General features: G+C 63.5%; 13 protein-coding genes. 8 read left to right on the forward strand and 5 right to left on the reverse strand.

Going from position 1 to position 14,173, the window contains the following annotated elements; all coding sequences use genetic code 11:
• The first annotated feature begins 16 nt into the window (after window positions 1-16).
• The 7 genes from cyoA to ABC383_RS21285 are packed head-to-tail and all read left to right on the forward strand — an operon-like array spanning window position 17 to window position 6,828.
• Window positions 17-1,099 carry a ubiquinol oxidase subunit II gene (gene cyoA / locus ABC383_RS21255; RefSeq protein WP_413016972.1) on the forward strand — a complete coding sequence of 361 codons (1,083 nt, stop codon included), beginning with the start codon at window positions 17-19 and terminating at the stop codon, window positions 1,097-1,099.
• Window positions 1,083-3,077: a cytochrome o ubiquinol oxidase subunit I gene (gene cyoB, locus ABC383_RS21260; RefSeq protein ID WP_413016974.1), complete on the forward strand. Its 1,995-nt coding sequence runs from the start codon at window positions 1,083-1,085 to the stop codon at window positions 3,075-3,077. The genes cyoA and cyoB overlap by 17 nt, the downstream gene beginning before the upstream one ends.
• Window positions 3,078-3,084: 7 nt before the next feature.
• The gene (gene cyoC, locus ABC383_RS21265) at window positions 3,085-3,714 is read left to right on the forward strand and encodes a cytochrome o ubiquinol oxidase subunit III (protein ID WP_413017392.1); all 630 of its coding nucleotides are present in this window, start codon (window positions 3,085-3,087) and stop codon (window positions 3,712-3,714) included.
• Window positions 3,711-4,139 carry a cytochrome o ubiquinol oxidase subunit IV gene (cyoD, locus tag ABC383_RS21270; RefSeq protein ID WP_413016976.1) on the forward strand — a complete coding sequence of 143 codons (429 nt, stop codon included), beginning with the start codon at window positions 3,711-3,713 and terminating at the stop codon, window positions 4,137-4,139. Before cyoC ends, cyoD begins: the two co-directional genes overlap by 4 nt.
• Window positions 4,136-4,972, forward strand: a complete 837-nt coding sequence (locus ABC383_RS21275) for an SURF1 family protein (RefSeq protein ID WP_413016978.1) — start codon at window positions 4,136-4,138, stop codon at window positions 4,970-4,972. Before cyoD ends, ABC383_RS21275 begins: the two co-directional genes overlap by 4 nt.
• Window positions 4,956-6,302, forward strand: a complete 1,347-nt coding sequence (locus ABC383_RS21280; protein ID WP_413016980.1) for an ATP-binding protein — start codon at window positions 4,956-4,958, stop codon at window positions 6,300-6,302. Before ABC383_RS21275 ends, ABC383_RS21280 begins: the two co-directional genes overlap by 17 nt.
• Entirely contained in the window at window positions 6,292-6,828 is a 537-nt protein-coding gene (locus tag ABC383_RS21285; RefSeq protein ID WP_413016982.1) for a response regulator transcription factor, read from the forward strand. The genes ABC383_RS21280 and ABC383_RS21285 overlap by 11 nt, the downstream gene beginning before the upstream one ends.
• A gap of 41 nt (window positions 6,829-6,869) precedes the next feature.
• Here the strand turns inward: ABC383_RS21285 and ABC383_RS21290 are convergent, their stop codons facing one another.
• The 3 genes from ABC383_RS21290 to ABC383_RS21300 form a co-directional block, all read right to left on the reverse strand.
• Entirely contained in the window at window positions 6,870-7,337 is a 468-nt protein-coding gene (locus ABC383_RS21290) for an Lrp/AsnC family transcriptional regulator (RefSeq protein ID WP_413016984.1), read from the reverse strand.
• A gap of 478 nt (window positions 7,338-7,815) precedes the next feature.
• Window positions 7,816-8,259 carry a YaiI/YqxD family protein gene (locus ABC383_RS21295; RefSeq protein ID WP_413016986.1) on the reverse strand — a complete coding sequence of 148 codons (444 nt, stop codon included), beginning with the start codon at window positions 8,257-8,259 and terminating at the stop codon, window positions 7,816-7,818.
• A gap of 89 nt (window positions 8,260-8,348) precedes the next feature.
• On the reverse strand, window positions 8,349-10,193 hold the full coding sequence (locus ABC383_RS21300) for an AI-2E family transporter (RefSeq protein ID WP_413016988.1): 1,845 nt from the start codon (window positions 10,191-10,193) through the stop codon (window positions 8,349-8,351).
• Window positions 10,194-10,469: 276 nt separating this feature from the next.
• Here ABC383_RS21300 and ABC383_RS21305 point away from each other — a divergent pair, with 276 nt between their 5' ends.
• Window positions 10,470-11,387 carry a YihY/virulence factor BrkB family protein gene (locus ABC383_RS21305; RefSeq protein ID WP_413016990.1) on the forward strand — a complete coding sequence of 306 codons (918 nt, stop codon included), beginning with the start codon at window positions 10,470-10,472 and terminating at the stop codon, window positions 11,385-11,387.
• 83 nt (window positions 11,388-11,470) lie between these two features.
• Here the strand turns inward: ABC383_RS21305 and ABC383_RS21310 are convergent, their stop codons facing one another.
• The gene (locus ABC383_RS21310; protein ID WP_413016992.1) at window positions 11,471-11,974 is read right to left on the reverse strand and encodes a hypothetical protein; all 504 of its coding nucleotides are present in this window, start codon (window positions 11,972-11,974) and stop codon (window positions 11,471-11,473) included.
• 12 nt (window positions 11,975-11,986) lie between these two features.
• Complete coding sequence (locus ABC383_RS21315) at window positions 11,987-14,104, reverse strand: leucine-rich repeat domain-containing protein (protein WP_413016994.1); 2,118 nt, start codon at window positions 14,102-14,104, stop codon at window positions 11,987-11,989.
• Window positions 14,105-14,173 lie beyond the last annotated feature (69 nt).

Below are 14,173 nucleotides of genomic sequence, written 5' to 3' on the forward strand. Positions count from 1 at the left end.
CTCCGTATTGCATAGCATGATTCCATCCAATCTTCGTCGCGGACTCGGCTTGTTGTCACTCGTATTGCTTGCAGGTTGCGATATGGTGGTGATGAACCCGTCCGGCGACATCGCCAAGCAGCAGGGCCAGCTCGTTGTCGCATCGACCCTGCTGATGCTGTTGATCATTGTTCCCGTCATCGTGTTGACGCTGCTGTTCGCATGGCGTTACCGCAAGAGCAACACCAAGGCCCGCTATGAGCCGGACTGGGACCACTCCACCCAGCTGGAACTGGTGATCTGGGGCGCGCCGCTTCTGATCATCATCGCGCTGGGCCTGCTGACCTGGATCAGCACCCACCTGCTCGACCCGTACCGCCCGCTGCAGCGCATCGACGAGAACCGGCCGCTGGCGGCCAACGTCAAGCCGCTGGAAGTGCAGGTCGTGGCGCTGGACTGGAAATGGCTGTTCATCTATCCGGAGCAGGGCGTGGCGAGCGTCAATGAGCTGGTGACGCCGGTGGACGTGCCGATCAATTTCAAGATCAGCGCATCGACCGTGATGAACTCGTTCTACATCCCGGCGCTGGCTGGCCAGATCTACGCGATGCCGGGCATGGAGACCCAGCTGCACGCGGTGATCAACAAGCCCGGCGTGTACGACGGCTTCTCGGCCAACTACAGCGGCGCCGGCTTCTCGCACATGCGCTTCAAGTACCACGGCGTGAGCGATGACGACTTCAAGGCCTGGGTGCAGAAGACCAAGGCGGCCGGCGGCGAACTGAGCCGCGACGGTTACCTGTCGCTGGAGCAGCCGAGCGAGCGCGAACCGGTTCGCCGCTACGGCGCGGTCGCCCCGGGCCTGTTCAAGGCCATCGTCAACCGCTGCGTGGACCCCAAGGCGGTCTGCATGGACGAGATGATGGCCGCCGACATGCAGCGGGCAAAGAGCAGCGTGGTACGCAAGGAAGAGCACACGCCGGGCGTGGCGGTTCCTGCCGGCGGCATCACCGGCAACCAGAACTCGACCGTGCCGTCGTCGGACGCAGGTCCGGCCACCGCGCCTTCGCCTTCACATTCTATGGATTCCAAGAAAAGTCACCATGACCGAGCACACTGATCTCATCTTCGGCCGGCTGAGCTGGGAAGCGATCCCGTATCACGAGCCCATCCTGCTGGTTACCTTTGCCGCCGTCGTCCTGGGTGGCGCGGCCTTCCTCGCCCTGCTGACCAAGTTCCGCCTGTGGGGTCCGCTGTGGCGCGACTGGATCACCAGCATCGACCACAAGAAGATCGGCATCATGTACATCATCCTGGGCCTGGTGATGCTGCTGCGCGGCTTTGCCGACGCGCTGATGATGCGCCTGCAGCAGGCGATCGCCTTCGGCGACAATGCCGGCTTCCTGCCGCCGCACCACTATGACCAGATCTTCACGGCGCATGGCGTGATCATGATCTTTTTCGTCGCCATGCCGCTGGTGACGGGCTTCATGAACTACCTGGTGCCGCTGCAGATCGGCGCGCGCGACGTCGCCTTCCCGTTCCTGAACAACTTCAGCTTCTGGATGACGGCGGTCGGCGCCGGCCTGACCATGGTTTCCCTGTTCGTCGGCGAATACGCCAAGACCGGCTGGCTGGCCTATCCGCCGCTGTCGGGCATCCTGGCCAGTCCCGATGTCGGGGTCGACTATTACATCTGGTCGCTGCAGCTGGCCGGCGTCGGCACGCTGCTGTCGGGCGTGAACCTGATCGCCACCATCGTCAAGATGCGCGCGCCCGGCATGACCATGATGAAAATGCCGGTCTTTACCTGGACCTCGCTGTGCACCAACGTGCTGATCGTGGCCGCCTTCCCGGTGCTGACCGCGGTGCTGGCCATGCTGTCCCTGGACCGCATGGTGGGCACCAACTTCTTCACCAACGACCTCGGCGGCAACTCGATGATGTACGTGAACCTGATCTGGATCTGGGGCCACCCCGAGGTCTACATCCTGGTCCTGCCCATCTTCGGCATCTTCTCGGAAGTGGTGTCCACCTTCTCCGGCAAGCGCCTGTTCGGCTACACCTCGATGGTGTATGCGACCGTGGTCATCACCATCCTGTCCTACCTGGTGTGGCTGCATCACTTCTTCACCATGGGTTCGGGCGCCAGCGTGAACTCGTTCTTCGGCATCACCACGATGATCATCTCGATCCCGACCGGCGCCAAGATCTTCAACTGGCTCTTCACGATGTATCGCGGCCGCATCCGCTTCGAGCTGCCGATGATGTGGACCGTGGCCTTCATGGTGACCTTCGTCATCGGCGGCATGACCGGCGTGCTGCTGGCGGTGCCACCGGCCGACTTCGTGCTGCACAACAGCCTGTTTCTGATCGCTCACTTCCATAACGTGATCATCGGCGGCGTGCTGTTCGGCCTGTTCGCCGGCATCAACTACTGGTTCCCGAAAGCCTTCGGCTACAAGCTCGACGAGTTCTGGGGCAAGATGTCGTTCTGGTTCTGGGTGGTGGGCTTCTACCTGGCCTTCATGCCGCTGTACGTGCTGGGCCTGATGGGCGTGACCCGCCGCATGAGCCACTTCGACGATCCGTCGCTGCAGATCTGGTTCCAGATCGCCGCGCTCGGCGCGGTCTGCGTGGCCATCGGCATCGGCTCGATGCTGGTGCAGTTCGCCGTCAGCTACCTGCGCCGCGAATCGCTGCGCGACAACACCGGCGATCCGTGGAATGGCCGCACGCTGGAATGGTCGACCTCGTCGCCGCCGCCGGACTACAACTTCGCGTTCACCCCGATGGTGTATGACAACGACACCTGGGCCGACATGAAGAAGCGCAACTACAGCCGTCCGCTGAAGGGCTTCCAGCCTATCCACATGCCGAGCAACACGGCGGCCGGCTTCATCATCGCCATGCTCTCCGGCGTGATGGGCTTCGCCCTGATCTGGCAAATGTGGCTGGTGGCCGGCCTGGGCTTCGTCGCGATGCTGGCAGCCATCATCATCCATACGTTCAACTACAAGCGCGACTTCTACATTCCTGCCGATCAGGTAGTCCGTACCGAAGAGGCGCGCACACGTTTGCTGGAAAGCCATGTCTGATATCACCATGAACCACAACGCGGCCGCGCTTGACGCGCGCGCCGACGGCGATGCGCCGTTCCACGTCACCGAGCATCATCCGGAGAACGGCACCCTGCTGGGCTTCTGGCTCTACCTGATGAGCGACTGCCTGGTGTTCGCCTGCCTGTTCGCCGCCTACGCGGTGCTGGGCCGCAGCTATGCCGGCGGCCCGACCGGCGCCGAGCTGTTCGACCTGCCGCTGGTGGCGATGAACACCGCGCTGCTCTTGCTGTCGTCCATCACCTATGGCTTCGCGATGCTGGAGTCGCAGAAGAAGCGGCTCAAGTCCACTCTGGTATGGCTCGGCATCACCGGCCTCCTGGGCGCGGGCTTCCTGAGCCTGGAACTGTACGAGTTCTCGCACCTGATCCATGAAGGCGCGGGCCCGCAGCGCAGCGCCTTCCTGTCGGCTTTCTTCACGCTGGTCGGCACCCACGGCCTGCACGTGACCTTCGGCATCATCTGGCTCATCACGCTGATGTTCCAGCTCGGCCGCCACGGCCTGATCCCGGAGAACAGCCGCCGCCTGATGTGCCTGTCGATGTTCTGGCACTTCCTGGACGTGATCTGGATCGGCGTCTTCACCTTTGTCTACCTGATGGGAGTACTGCCATGAGCGCGCATCCGCATCACGCGGCGCACGGCGCCGGCCATGATCACCACGATCACCACGGCCACCACGGTCATGAAGACCATGCCGACCACGGCAGCCTGAAGACCTATGCGATCGGCTTCGTGCTGTCGGTGATCCTGACCGCCATTCCGTTCTGGCTGGTGATGAACAAGACCTTCGACAAGTCCAGCACCACCGCGCTGGTGATCCTGGCCTTTGCCGCGGTGCAGATCGTGGTGCACATGGTGTACTTCCTGCACATGAACACCCGTGCCGAAGGCGGCTGGTCCCTGCTGGCGCTGGTCTTCACGCTGGTGCTGGTGGTGATCACGCTGTCCGGCTCGATCTGGGTCATGTATCACTTAAACACCAACATGATGCCGGGGATGGCGCCGGGCGGCGCGCACCAGATGCACCAGATGCCATGACAGGCGACACGGCGCGGCAGGGCCGCGCGGCTTCCCCGGAGGCCGCGCAGCATCCGCGCAGCAAGGCAAAAAGGCTGGCGCTGGCGATCTTCGCGGTGCTGGCCTTTGCTGTTTTTGCGGCGCTCGGCACCTGGCAGGTGGTCCGGCTGCAGTGGAAGCTGGCACTGATCGAGCGCGTCGAGGAGCGTGTGCATGCCGAGCCGGTGCCCGCGCCCGGCCCGGAGCGCTGGGCGCAGATCAGCGCCGAATCCGACGAGTACCGGCGGGTACGCTTGGCCGGCGCCTACCGGTATGACAAGACGGTGCGGGTGCAGGCAGTCACGGACCTGGGCGCCGGCTACTGGCTCATGACGCCGCTGGCCACCACGCAGGGCAGCATCGTGCTGGTCAATCGCGGCTTCGTGCCGGCCGGGCAGGGCGAGGCCGGGTCCGCCGCTTCCAGGCCGGGCAGCGCCGCCGCCGAAGTCACCGGCCTGTTGCGCATGAGCCAGCCGGACGGCGCCTTCCTGCGCAAGAACGATCCCGCCGCCGGACGCTGGTATTCGCGCGATGTCGAGGCCATCGCCAAGGCCCAGGGCCTGGGCGGCGTCGCGCCCTACTTCGTCGACGCCGATGCCGCCAGCGCCGAACGCGACGCGCGCCAGGCGCCGGGGCCGGGGCCGGCGCCGGTGGGCGGCCTGACCGTGGTCTCCTTCCATAACAACCACCTGGTTTATGCTCTCACCTGGTATGCGCTGGCGCTGATGGTGGCGGGCGCGTTTTACTGGGTGGCGCGCCAGGAACGCCGGCGCGCCGCCCCCGACCGGGAAGAGGCCGATGGCAGGAACAACTGAAGCAGTCGCTGACAAGCCGGAACTGAAGCGCGCCAGCAGCGCGGCCGGGGTGGAGCACGTCGCCAGCCGGCTCAACATGGTGCAGCTGATCCAGCTGCGCTGGTTTGCCGTGATTGGCCAGGTCACCACGATCGCGATGGTGAGCATCGTGCTGCGCATACCGCTGCCGCTGCCGCAGATGCTGATGGTGCTGGCCTGCCTGATCGCCTTCAACCTGGGCAGCCAGCTGCGCTGGCATGAAGGCCGCCCGGTCAGCAACCGCGAACTGTTCCTGGCGCTCTTGGTGGACGTGGGCAGCCTGACGGCCCAGCTCTACTTCAGCGGCGGCGCCTCCAATCCCTTCGCCTTCCTGTACCTGCTGCAGGTGATCCTGAGCGCGGTGCTGCTGGAAGCCTGGACCACCTGGCTGATCGTGATCATCACCAGCGCCTGCCTGGCCGGGCTGTCGCTGTGGTCGGTGCCGCTGTCGCTGCCGCCCGAGCACGACATCGGCTTCTTCAGCCTGTATGTGCAGGGCATGGTGATCTGCTTCATCCTCAATGCCTCGCTGCTGGTGGCCTGCATCACCCGCATCAGCGACAACCTGCGGCGCGGCGCGGCGCAGCTGGCCGACCTGCGCCAGCGGGCCGCCGAGGAAGAGCACATCGTGCGCATGGGGCTGCTGGCCTCGGGCGCGGCGCATGAACTGGGCACGCCGCTGGCCACGCTCTCGGTCATCCTGGGCGACTGGCGGCACATGCGCGAATTCAAGGACAACCCCGACCTGCTGGAGGAAATCACCGAGATGGAAACCCAGCTGCAGCGCTGCAAGGCCATCGTCAGCGGCATCCTGCTGTCCTCGGGCGAGACGCGCGGGGAATCTTCGGCGCGCAGCACGATCAGAACCTTCCTGGACCAGCTGGCCGCCGAATGGCGCGAGACCCGGCCAGTGGTGTCCTTCCTCTATGAGAACCGGCTGGCGCAGGACCTCCCGGTGGTGTTCGATTCCACCCTCAAGCAGATGATCTTCAATATCCTCGACAATGCGCTGGAAGCCTCGCCATCGTGGCTGTCGCTGGTGGCCGAGCGGGAAGCCGGCGCGCTGGTGCTGACGGTGTGCGACAGCGGTCCGGGCTTTGCGCCCGGCATGCTGGAACAGGTGGGCACGCCCTACCAGTCGACCAAGGGCAAGCCGGGCCATGGCCTCGGGCTGTTCCTGGTGGTGAACGTGGCCCGCACCCTGGGCGGCAGCGTGGCCGCCAGCAACCGGCCCGAAGGCGGCGCCCGGGTGCAGGTGACGCTGCCGCTGGCCGCCATCACGCTGGGCGAGGAGAGCGACGATGCCGCCTGAACGACTGCTGCTGATCATCGAGGACGATGCCGCCTTTGCCCGCACCCTGGGTAAGTCCTTCGAGCGGCGCGGCTACCGCGTGCTGATGGCCACCAGCCTCGACGAAGCCGTGGCGCTGCTCAAGCAGCACAATCCCGGCTACGCGGTGGTCGACTTAAAGCTCAACGGGAACACCTCGGGCCTCGCCTGCGTGCAGATGCTGCACAAGCACGATGCGGCCATGCTGATCGTGGTGCTGACCGGCTATGCCAGCATCAACACCGCGGTGGAAGCGATCAAGCTGGGCGCGGTGCAATACCTCGCCAAGCCGGCCAACACCGACGACATCGAGGCCGCGTTCGGCCATGTCGCAGGCAGCGAGCCGGTGGAGCTGACCAACCGCGCCACCTCGATCAAGACGCTGGAATGGGAACGCATCCACGAAGTGCTGGTGCAGACCGACTTCAATATTTCAGAGACGGCGAGAAGGCTGGGCATGCATCGCCGCACGCTGGCCAGGAAGCTGGAAAAGCAGCGCATCAAGTAGTCGCCGGCAGGCGCCGCCATTGGCCGCGCCGGGCGGGCGCTTCAGGGCACCACCGAATGCACCCGTTTCAGGCAGCGCAGCGCAAAGGTGGAGCGGCTGTGGCGTATGCCGGGGATCTTGTAGAGCTTCTGGCGCAGGAAGCTTTCATACCCTTCGGTGCCCGACACCGCGACCTTGATCAGGTAGTCGTACTCGCCGGTCAGCAGATAGGCTTCCATCACTTCAGGCAGCAATGCCAGCGCATCGCCGAAGCGCTGGAAGATCTCGTCGTCATGGCGTTCCAGCGTGACCTCGATGATCACGGTTTCGGGCAGACCCATCGCGCGCTGGTCCAGCACCGCCGCATAGCCGGTGATATAGCCGGCGCTCTCCAGCGCCCGTACCCGGTTCCAGCAGGGCGTCGGCGACAGGTTGACCTGCTCGGCCAGTTTCTGGTTGCTGATGCGGCCGTCGCTGCACAGGATGCGCAGGATCTTGCGGTCGGTGTCGTCGAGACTGGCATCCTTCATGGTGAAACTTTTCTCCTGAAATTCGATTGAGAAAAAGGATTATCCAATAAAAATGCATTAGGCAGAGGAAGTATCTGCATTTCTGCCGTATCTCTTGAAAAAGAAAAAGCACCTTTTTCGCATCGGCGCGTAAGATTCTTCCATGCCCACAAGGCGTCCACAGCGGCAAGAAGGTCGTTTCTTACCGGAAATGACTGCACACCGTTCGCAAGCATTGCGTTTGAAACCGCCAGGCCGCTGTATCCCAGCCGCCTGGCGGTTTTGTCATGAAACGGCGGGATGCGCGGTCTTGTGCAAGGTTTCAGTGAGCCGTCAGCCGGTAGTCAGGAGATTGTCAGGCTGCCTTTTCATAATGGACAGCGTCACTTCGGAACAGCCTTCCGGCGTGATATTTCATGATCCGACGTAACTCCATTACCGTTGCCCTTCACAGGCGCAACGGTTTTTTTTCGCCGGCTTGCAAGCGGTTGGCGGGGCCTTACCGTCGCGCGAGCGCCCGGTCGAGCGCATTGGCGAAGTTCTGCCGGTCGGCATGGCTGAAGGCGGCCGGGCCGCCGGTGTCCACGCCGCCGCTGCGCAGTTCCTCCATGAAGGCGCGCATCGTCAGCTGCTGGGCGATGGTGTCCCTGGTGTACCAGTCGCCGCGCGGATTGAGCGGCAATCCGCCCTTGTCCAGCACCAGCGCGGCCAGCGGGATGTCGCCGGTCACGACGATGTCGCCGGCGCTGACGCGCTCGACGATCTCGGCGTCGGCCGCATCCGCGCCGGCAGGCACCTGGAGCGCGCGGATGAAGCGCGAGCCGGGCACGCGGATGAGCTTGTTGGCCACCAGCGTGACGTTGAGCTGCAGGCGTTCGGCCACCCGGAACAGGATGTCCTTGATGACGGCGGGACAGGCGTCGGCGTCGACCCAGATATGCATGAGAAAGGCAGGAAGTCAGCAGAGTCGTGCATTGTAACGGCAAGCCATGCGGCAGCGCCGGCACGGCGCGGCCTGGCCGGGCGGCCCATTCAATGCTGACCGGCAGCCGCTGCCTCGGCCGGTGGCTTGCCCGCCACCTGCTCCAGCAGATCGGCCGCCGCAGCCAGCTTGCCGGCGACCGCCTCGGCGCCGGTTTCCGCGGCCAGGTCAATGGCGCCATCCTCCTCGGCGGCAGGATTCCATGCGCCAAGGACGATCTTCAGGCCCGGCGCCCGCGCCTTGAGCCGCCGGATCACGAAGCGGGCGTACGTGCGCGGCCGCGGGCTCAGGTAGGACAGGCAGACCGCCTTGCAGCCCGTCAGGTCCAGGCTGGCTATGCCCTCCAGCGTGATCGCGGTAGCCGGCAGCAGGCGAGTGGCCACGCCGCGGCTTTCCAGCACATGCGTCAGCAGCAGCGCGGCAACCGTGTCGAGCGCGCCGCGGCCGCCGATGCACAGGATGTCGGCCCGCTCCGCGGGCGGCAGCGGCGCGGGTGCGGCAGCGGCATCGCCGTCCTTCGCGCCTTCCCGCTGCCGGTCGAGTATCTCGCGCAGGTCTTCCACCAGCATGCGCATGCCGTCGGCCACCTTCTGCCGGTCTTCGATCGACGAGCCGCTCTTGCGGGCGCCTTCCGCCAGGCGCAGCGAGGCCAGCGCGATATTGTCATGGAAGGCCAGCACCGAGCTGGCAGCCACCTCGGCCTCGGCCAGTTCGATGGCTTCCTCGATATCGCCGGCCAGCAGGCGCTGGTACAGCCGCTCCTCCGGCGACAGCACCGGCTCGCTGCCGAGCAAAACCTCGATGAAGGCCAGGCGCGGCACATAGCGTCCCATCACCACCAGGCACACGGTCAGCGGCGTGGCGAGGATCAGGCCCGGCGTGCCCCACAGCAGGGTCCAGAAGATGGCCGACAGGATCACCGCCATCGGCGTCATGCCGGTGCTGGAACCGTACAGCCAGGGCTCGACGACGTTGTTGCTGACCAGTTCGATCGTCAGGATCAGCACCAGCGTCCATAGCAGCATCGACCAGCCGGGATCGACCACGAAGGCAAGGGTAAGCGGAAAAACCGCGGCAATCACCGGACCCAGGTAGGGAATGAAGCGCAGCAGCGTGGCTAGCAAGCCCCACAGCAGCGCGCCCGGCACGCCGATGAAATACAGGCCCACGCCCAGCGGTATGCCATAGGTGGCGTTGACCACGAGCTGCATCAGCAGATAGCGGCTGACCCGGCTGGCGGCCTCGCTCAGCGCTTCGGTGGTGCGGTGCAGGTCGCTGCCGGCCAGGCGGATGAAGCGGTCGCGCAGGTCGCTAGGCGCCAGCAGCACGAAGAACACGAACACGATCACCAGTCCGGCGGTGCCGAGCGGCTTCAAGACCGGGTCCACGATGTCCTGCAGCGTGCGCAGCGGGTCCGCCACCGGTTCGACACGCACCGGCACCGGCTCCCGCGCCCGGCCCTGGGCGCCGGTGTCGGCCGGCTTGGCGGTGCCGGTGGCTTCGGACAGGTCGCGGCCGATCTCCTTGACCACCTCCGCGCTGCGCTTGAGCGCGCCGCTGCCGGGTACGGCGCCGCTCATGGAACGGATCTTCTGGTGCATGGTGCGCTGGTACTGCGGTATGTCGCCGATCAGCGTCAGCGCCTGGCGCCCGACCACGAAGCCGGCGCCGGCGAGCAGCGCGAAGACGGTGGTGACGACCAGCACCACGGCGGCCACGCGCGGCATCCTGGTGCGGCGCAGCCAGGCCACCGGCGGCGCCAGCAGGAAGCTCAGCAGGATCGCCAGCGCGAACGGCACGAAGATATCGCGGCCGACATACAGCACGGCGACCGTGATGAGCATCAGCGCGATGGTTGTCAGGTTGCTGCCAGGCCGGGAAGGCGTATCAGCCATAAATGAATGCCTTGAAAGCGTTGGTTCGCGTGCGTCCGGCGGACGTGCAGAGCCGGGCGGCAGCCGCGAGAGCGGACAATGGTCCGGCCCTCATTGTTATTTAAAATGCAAGAACATGCGTTGCGCCTTCGCAATCGGCCTCATGGGCCTTTTTGCATTTCCGGTTCGCTGCCTGTATCGGTTTTGCCGCAGGGAGTGCATCCGATGTCGGGCATCTGCGCATAAAGGTGATTGCGGATAAGGTGCGCGCCACCTGAAACTGGAATGCTAGGCAGCATGCCAATCGCATCTCTTCGAGGCCTGGTCAGCGTGATCGACATTGCCATCCCCGGCCTGCGCGGCATCGGCGCGGCCACGGTGCTCAGGCAGACCGTGTCCCGCTTCATGGCGCATGACATGGTCACGCATGCCAGGGCAGTCACTTTCCAGGTGCTGTTCTCGTTTTTCCCCTTCGTGATCCTGTTCATGGCGCTGCTGGGCTATCTGGAAATAACCAACCTCTTCGATTACCTGCGCCGGCAGTCGGAAGTGTTTTTCCTGCGCCAGACCGCGCCGCAGATGAATGCCGTCATCGACCAGCTGCAGCAGCGGCGCCACGGCATGCTGTCGTTCGGGATCCTGTTTGCGCTGTGGGCATCCTCCTCGGCGATGCGGGCGATGATGAACGCGATGAACGTGATCTATGGCGTTCGGGAAGAGCGGCCTGTGTGGAAGCGCTATCTGCAGTCCGTGCTGGCCACGCTGGCGGTAGGCGCGGCGCTGGCATTCGCGGTGACGCTGCTGCTGGTGCGGCCGGCGGCGATGGCGGTGCTGGCCGAGGACCTCGGCCTGCCGCACTGGTGGGCCGGGATGTGGGCCTGGTATCTGCGCTGGCCCGCGGTCCTGCTGCTGCTCACGGCAGTGGTGACGGTGATCTACTGGGTCACGCCGGATGTCGAGCAGCGTTTTCGCTTCGTCACCCCCGGCGCCGTCGTCGCGGTGCTGGTCTGGTTTGCCGCCTCGCTGGGGTTTGACTTCTATGTGCGCAATATCGGCAGCTACGACAGGCTGTACGGCAGCGTCGGCACGGCCGTGGTGCTGCTGCTGTACTTCTTCCTGACCTCGTTCATCCTGCTGTTCGGCGCCGAGCTCAATGCCGCGATCGAGCACTTGGACCCGGCCGGCAAGAATCCGGGCGACAGAAGCGCGGACTGAGCGGCGTGGCGCGGGCGGCGTCGGCGAGGTGGGGGCTGGCTGCGCTGCGCCTGGCCCGGCGCAGCATTTGGGCATCGGACTGATCAGCTTTCAAGTTGCAATCCCATCATGGCAAACAAGAACTTCCTGTCAACAAATAAGGCGTCAGGTACTTTTTCACCGTCATGCAGGCGGCTGTTGCGTCGCAGCGCAAATTCGATGATGGCTAGCAATCGCTCTGTCGGCATGAAATAAAAAGACATATCCCGTTCCTTTGCAAAGAGCTCATGGTTTTGCCGAAGCCACGTGATTTCGTCATCGGTAGGAAACCTTTCCTCCTGCAGGTCGTTTACTTTCCGATCGTTTTGTAGGAACGGAGAAAATGGCAAGGGGGTTGGCCCGGCGAGAACGCCAGGCACTTGCAAAACATCATTCGGCTTGGGTGAATCGAGGAAATTCAGGGATAAGGTTGAGGGCGCGTTTGGTTGCTGAGACGGTGGCATGTTTTCGGCGTCAGCGGCATGCAGGTGCGTGAGCAGGAAGCCGAGATCCAGATCAGTTTCTTCTGGCTGAAAAGGAGCGACTTCTGATGGTTGATCGGTCGACATATCACTGGGCGATCAAGGACGGCAAGTTGCCTGCCGGTCAATTGCCAGCGCCGGTAATCCAGAGACATGCACCTGCAAGGCGGATGGCGGAGTCGGTTGCAAGGACGCAAGCGCTTCATGAACAGCCTGATTGCTGCTGGGTAAAAGATCATTCGGTAATTGGGCCGGCCAACGGGGGGGATCTGGCAAAAACATTGATGGCGACATTAGCTCGTGCGACAGCAGCAGCGCGCGCAGGGCGGTATTGCTCATTAACACCTCGCTGAGAAATGCCAGGTCGGACTTCGACAGGGCGCAGCCTTTCAGGGACAGGGTAGTGAGTGCGTGATTGCCGCACAGCTGCCGGGCGATGTCGGCCATGTCCTGACTTGTCAGCGCGACCTGATCCAGTCGCAGCTTGATGTAGCAGGGCGCAGCGCGGGTCCAATTGATCAGCCAGCTAATCTCGCCAAACATGAACTGGCCTTGGCGTAGGTCAAGCTCGCCCTTGGAAGCGTGGACGACCAGCCAGTTCAGAGCCTCGGTTGCCCGATGACGGATGCAGAGCAAGGCAATGCTGCGCATGACGTCTGGCGGCAGGGGCAAGGCCTGCTTTCCGGATAGCGCAAGCCGCTGCGCGTCCGGATGGCTGGCAAGGTCGAGGTGGGGAGGAAAGTCCGGTTTGTGCTGAGACTTGACTTCCTTGTGCAAGGCGAGCATGTGCAGGGTGCGGTAGCTCGGCAGCCCGGACGCATCGGTTTTGAGCAAAAAGCGGGCGATATGGGCACTGACCTCCGGTGGCAGATAAGGCCGGTTTACGGGCAGGGTGGAGAGGGCCAGTTTCGCCATGAAATATTGATCGGCAAACAAAGGCAGCTCCCGGTTCTCCGCGAGGCGCTGCCTGACATGTGGCCGCAGCGACCAGGGATAGGGCTCCTCGTTTGGCCAGGGTCGATAGAACCTAGGGGGAAGAATGAACTCGCACAAGGTCAGATTTACCTGCAGCATTTTCCACAGAATGGCCATGTCGCTGAAGGGTGCCTTGTCGGCGCTGATTTTCAGCACGCCATAGATGGGTTTCAGGTCTGAAGCGTCGCCGGGAAAACCTGGAATGTGAACAGAAGACATCGTGTCGTTGTTTGCCAAGGCGCTGGCGAAGGCCGTAATTGCTCCGGGCGCAAAGCTGCAACGCCCTAAAAGCACTTCGGTCAGCGCCTTGCCTGGTGCGGCTAATGCATGGGCCATCGCCGGGGTAATGAGCCAGTCGTAGAGTTCGATTCTGGTCAAGGAGCGATTGGCCAGCAGGCCCACGCTGAAATCCAGCGCCGGATCATCGTTGTAGATGTTGCGGTTTCTTATCGCCAGCTTGCGAAGCGAGCTGGCGCGTGGCAGATAAGCGTTCAGCGTAGTTGCAGTGGCCGGGCTTAAACCGATATAGAGTTCGCATAGCACCGGATGGTCCTCGATCGCTGCGAATAATTGCGCAAGCTCTTGTTCAGAGTAGGAACGCCACGGATCGTTAATTTCCCTGATGCCTTTGCTGCTGGGTAATGCATCGATGAAGGCGTCCCAACATTGTTCTGGCCAAAAGCGGGTGTCGTCGAAAATCAGCTTGACCGGCGCGGGCAGACGGTCAAGGCAGGCGATCAGGTAGCGGACCTGCTGTGGATTAAGATCTGATCCCCTGGGCCAGAACCGTATGCTGTCCGACTGCAGCAGAAACCAAAGCAAGGCATCCGCGCACGCGTGTTTCGTGCAGAAGCGCAAGAGCTGGGCAAGGTCCGTGTCGCTGTTGGCTTGGGCGAATCCCGTTCGCGCAATCCTGGCTACGACAGCACAGGTGGTGACATCAACGCCTCCGGGAAAAGGGGGCAAGGAAAGCTTGCGTAGCGCCTCGATTGTCAGACCGGTTGCATGCCGGCTCTCGGCGTCGGAGGCATTGGCATCTATTTGTCCGGTTGCCGGATTTATGGAAGGATAGCCCTGTCGATTCTGGAACTCCGAGGCAACGCGTTTCATTCGGCTCTCCCTTTGTAAAAAGAAGCCGGCTTCGTAACGAATCTCGGTGAAAGTGTTTGAAAAGTCCGTGGCGCAAGCGGAAACAGGTGCAACGCCGTGGCGTTGTTCATGCAACCGGTCGTATTCAGGCATGCGCGGCGCAAGACACGTTGTGTGTCCAGCGTGATCGGGTCAGGCCTGCGGGCTGCCGGATAGCCTCAT

The sequence above is a fragment of the Noviherbaspirillum phoenicis genome (assembly GCF_047237965.1).
Classification (GTDB): Bacteria; Pseudomonadota; Gammaproteobacteria; order Burkholderiales; family Burkholderiaceae_D; genus Noviherbaspirillum_A.

What these genes read in the sequence shown, in the direction of transcription:
- cyoA (WP_413016972.1), top strand. Translation starts at nt 17, where the DNA reads ATGATTCCATCCAATCTTCGTCGCGGACTCGGCTTGTTGTCACTCGTA.
- cyoB (WP_413016974.1), top strand. Translation starts at nt 1,083, where the DNA reads ATGACCGAGCACACTGATCTCATCTTCGGCCGGCTGAGCTGGGAAGCG.
- cyoC (WP_413017392.1), top strand. Translation starts at nt 3,085, where the DNA reads ATGAACCACAACGCGGCCGCGCTTGACGCGCGCGCCGACGGCGATGCG.
- cyoD (WP_413016976.1), top strand. Translation starts at nt 3,711, where the DNA reads ATGAGCGCGCATCCGCATCACGCGGCGCACGGCGCCGGCCATGATCAC.
- ABC383_RS21275 (WP_413016978.1), top strand. Translation starts at nt 4,136, where the DNA reads ATGACAGGCGACACGGCGCGGCAGGGCCGCGCGGCTTCCCCGGAGGCC.
- ABC383_RS21280 (WP_413016980.1), top strand. Translation starts at nt 4,956, where the DNA reads ATGGCAGGAACAACTGAAGCAGTCGCTGACAAGCCGGAACTGAAGCGC.
- ABC383_RS21285 (WP_413016982.1), top strand. Translation starts at nt 6,292, where the DNA reads ATGCCGCCTGAACGACTGCTGCTGATCATCGAGGACGATGCCGCCTTT.
- ABC383_RS21290 (WP_413016984.1), bottom strand. Translation starts at nt 7,337, where the DNA reads ATGAAGGATGCCAGTCTCGACGACACCGACCGCAAGATCCTGCGCATC.
- ABC383_RS21295 (WP_413016986.1), bottom strand. Translation starts at nt 8,259, where the DNA reads ATGCATATCTGGGTCGACGCCGACGCCTGTCCCGCCGTCATCAAGGAC.
- ABC383_RS21300 (WP_413016988.1), bottom strand. Translation starts at nt 10,193, where the DNA reads ATGGCTGATACGCCTTCCCGGCCTGGCAGCAACCTGACAACCATCGCG.
- ABC383_RS21305 (WP_413016990.1), top strand. Translation starts at nt 10,470, where the DNA reads ATGCCAATCGCATCTCTTCGAGGCCTGGTCAGCGTGATCGACATTGCC.
- ABC383_RS21310 (WP_413016992.1), bottom strand. Translation starts at nt 11,974, where the DNA reads ATGTCGACCGATCAACCATCAGAAGTCGCTCCTTTTCAGCCAGAAGAA.
- ABC383_RS21315 (WP_413016994.1), bottom strand. Translation starts at nt 14,104, where the DNA reads ATGCCTGAATACGACCGGTTGCATGAACAACGCCACGGCGTTGCACCT.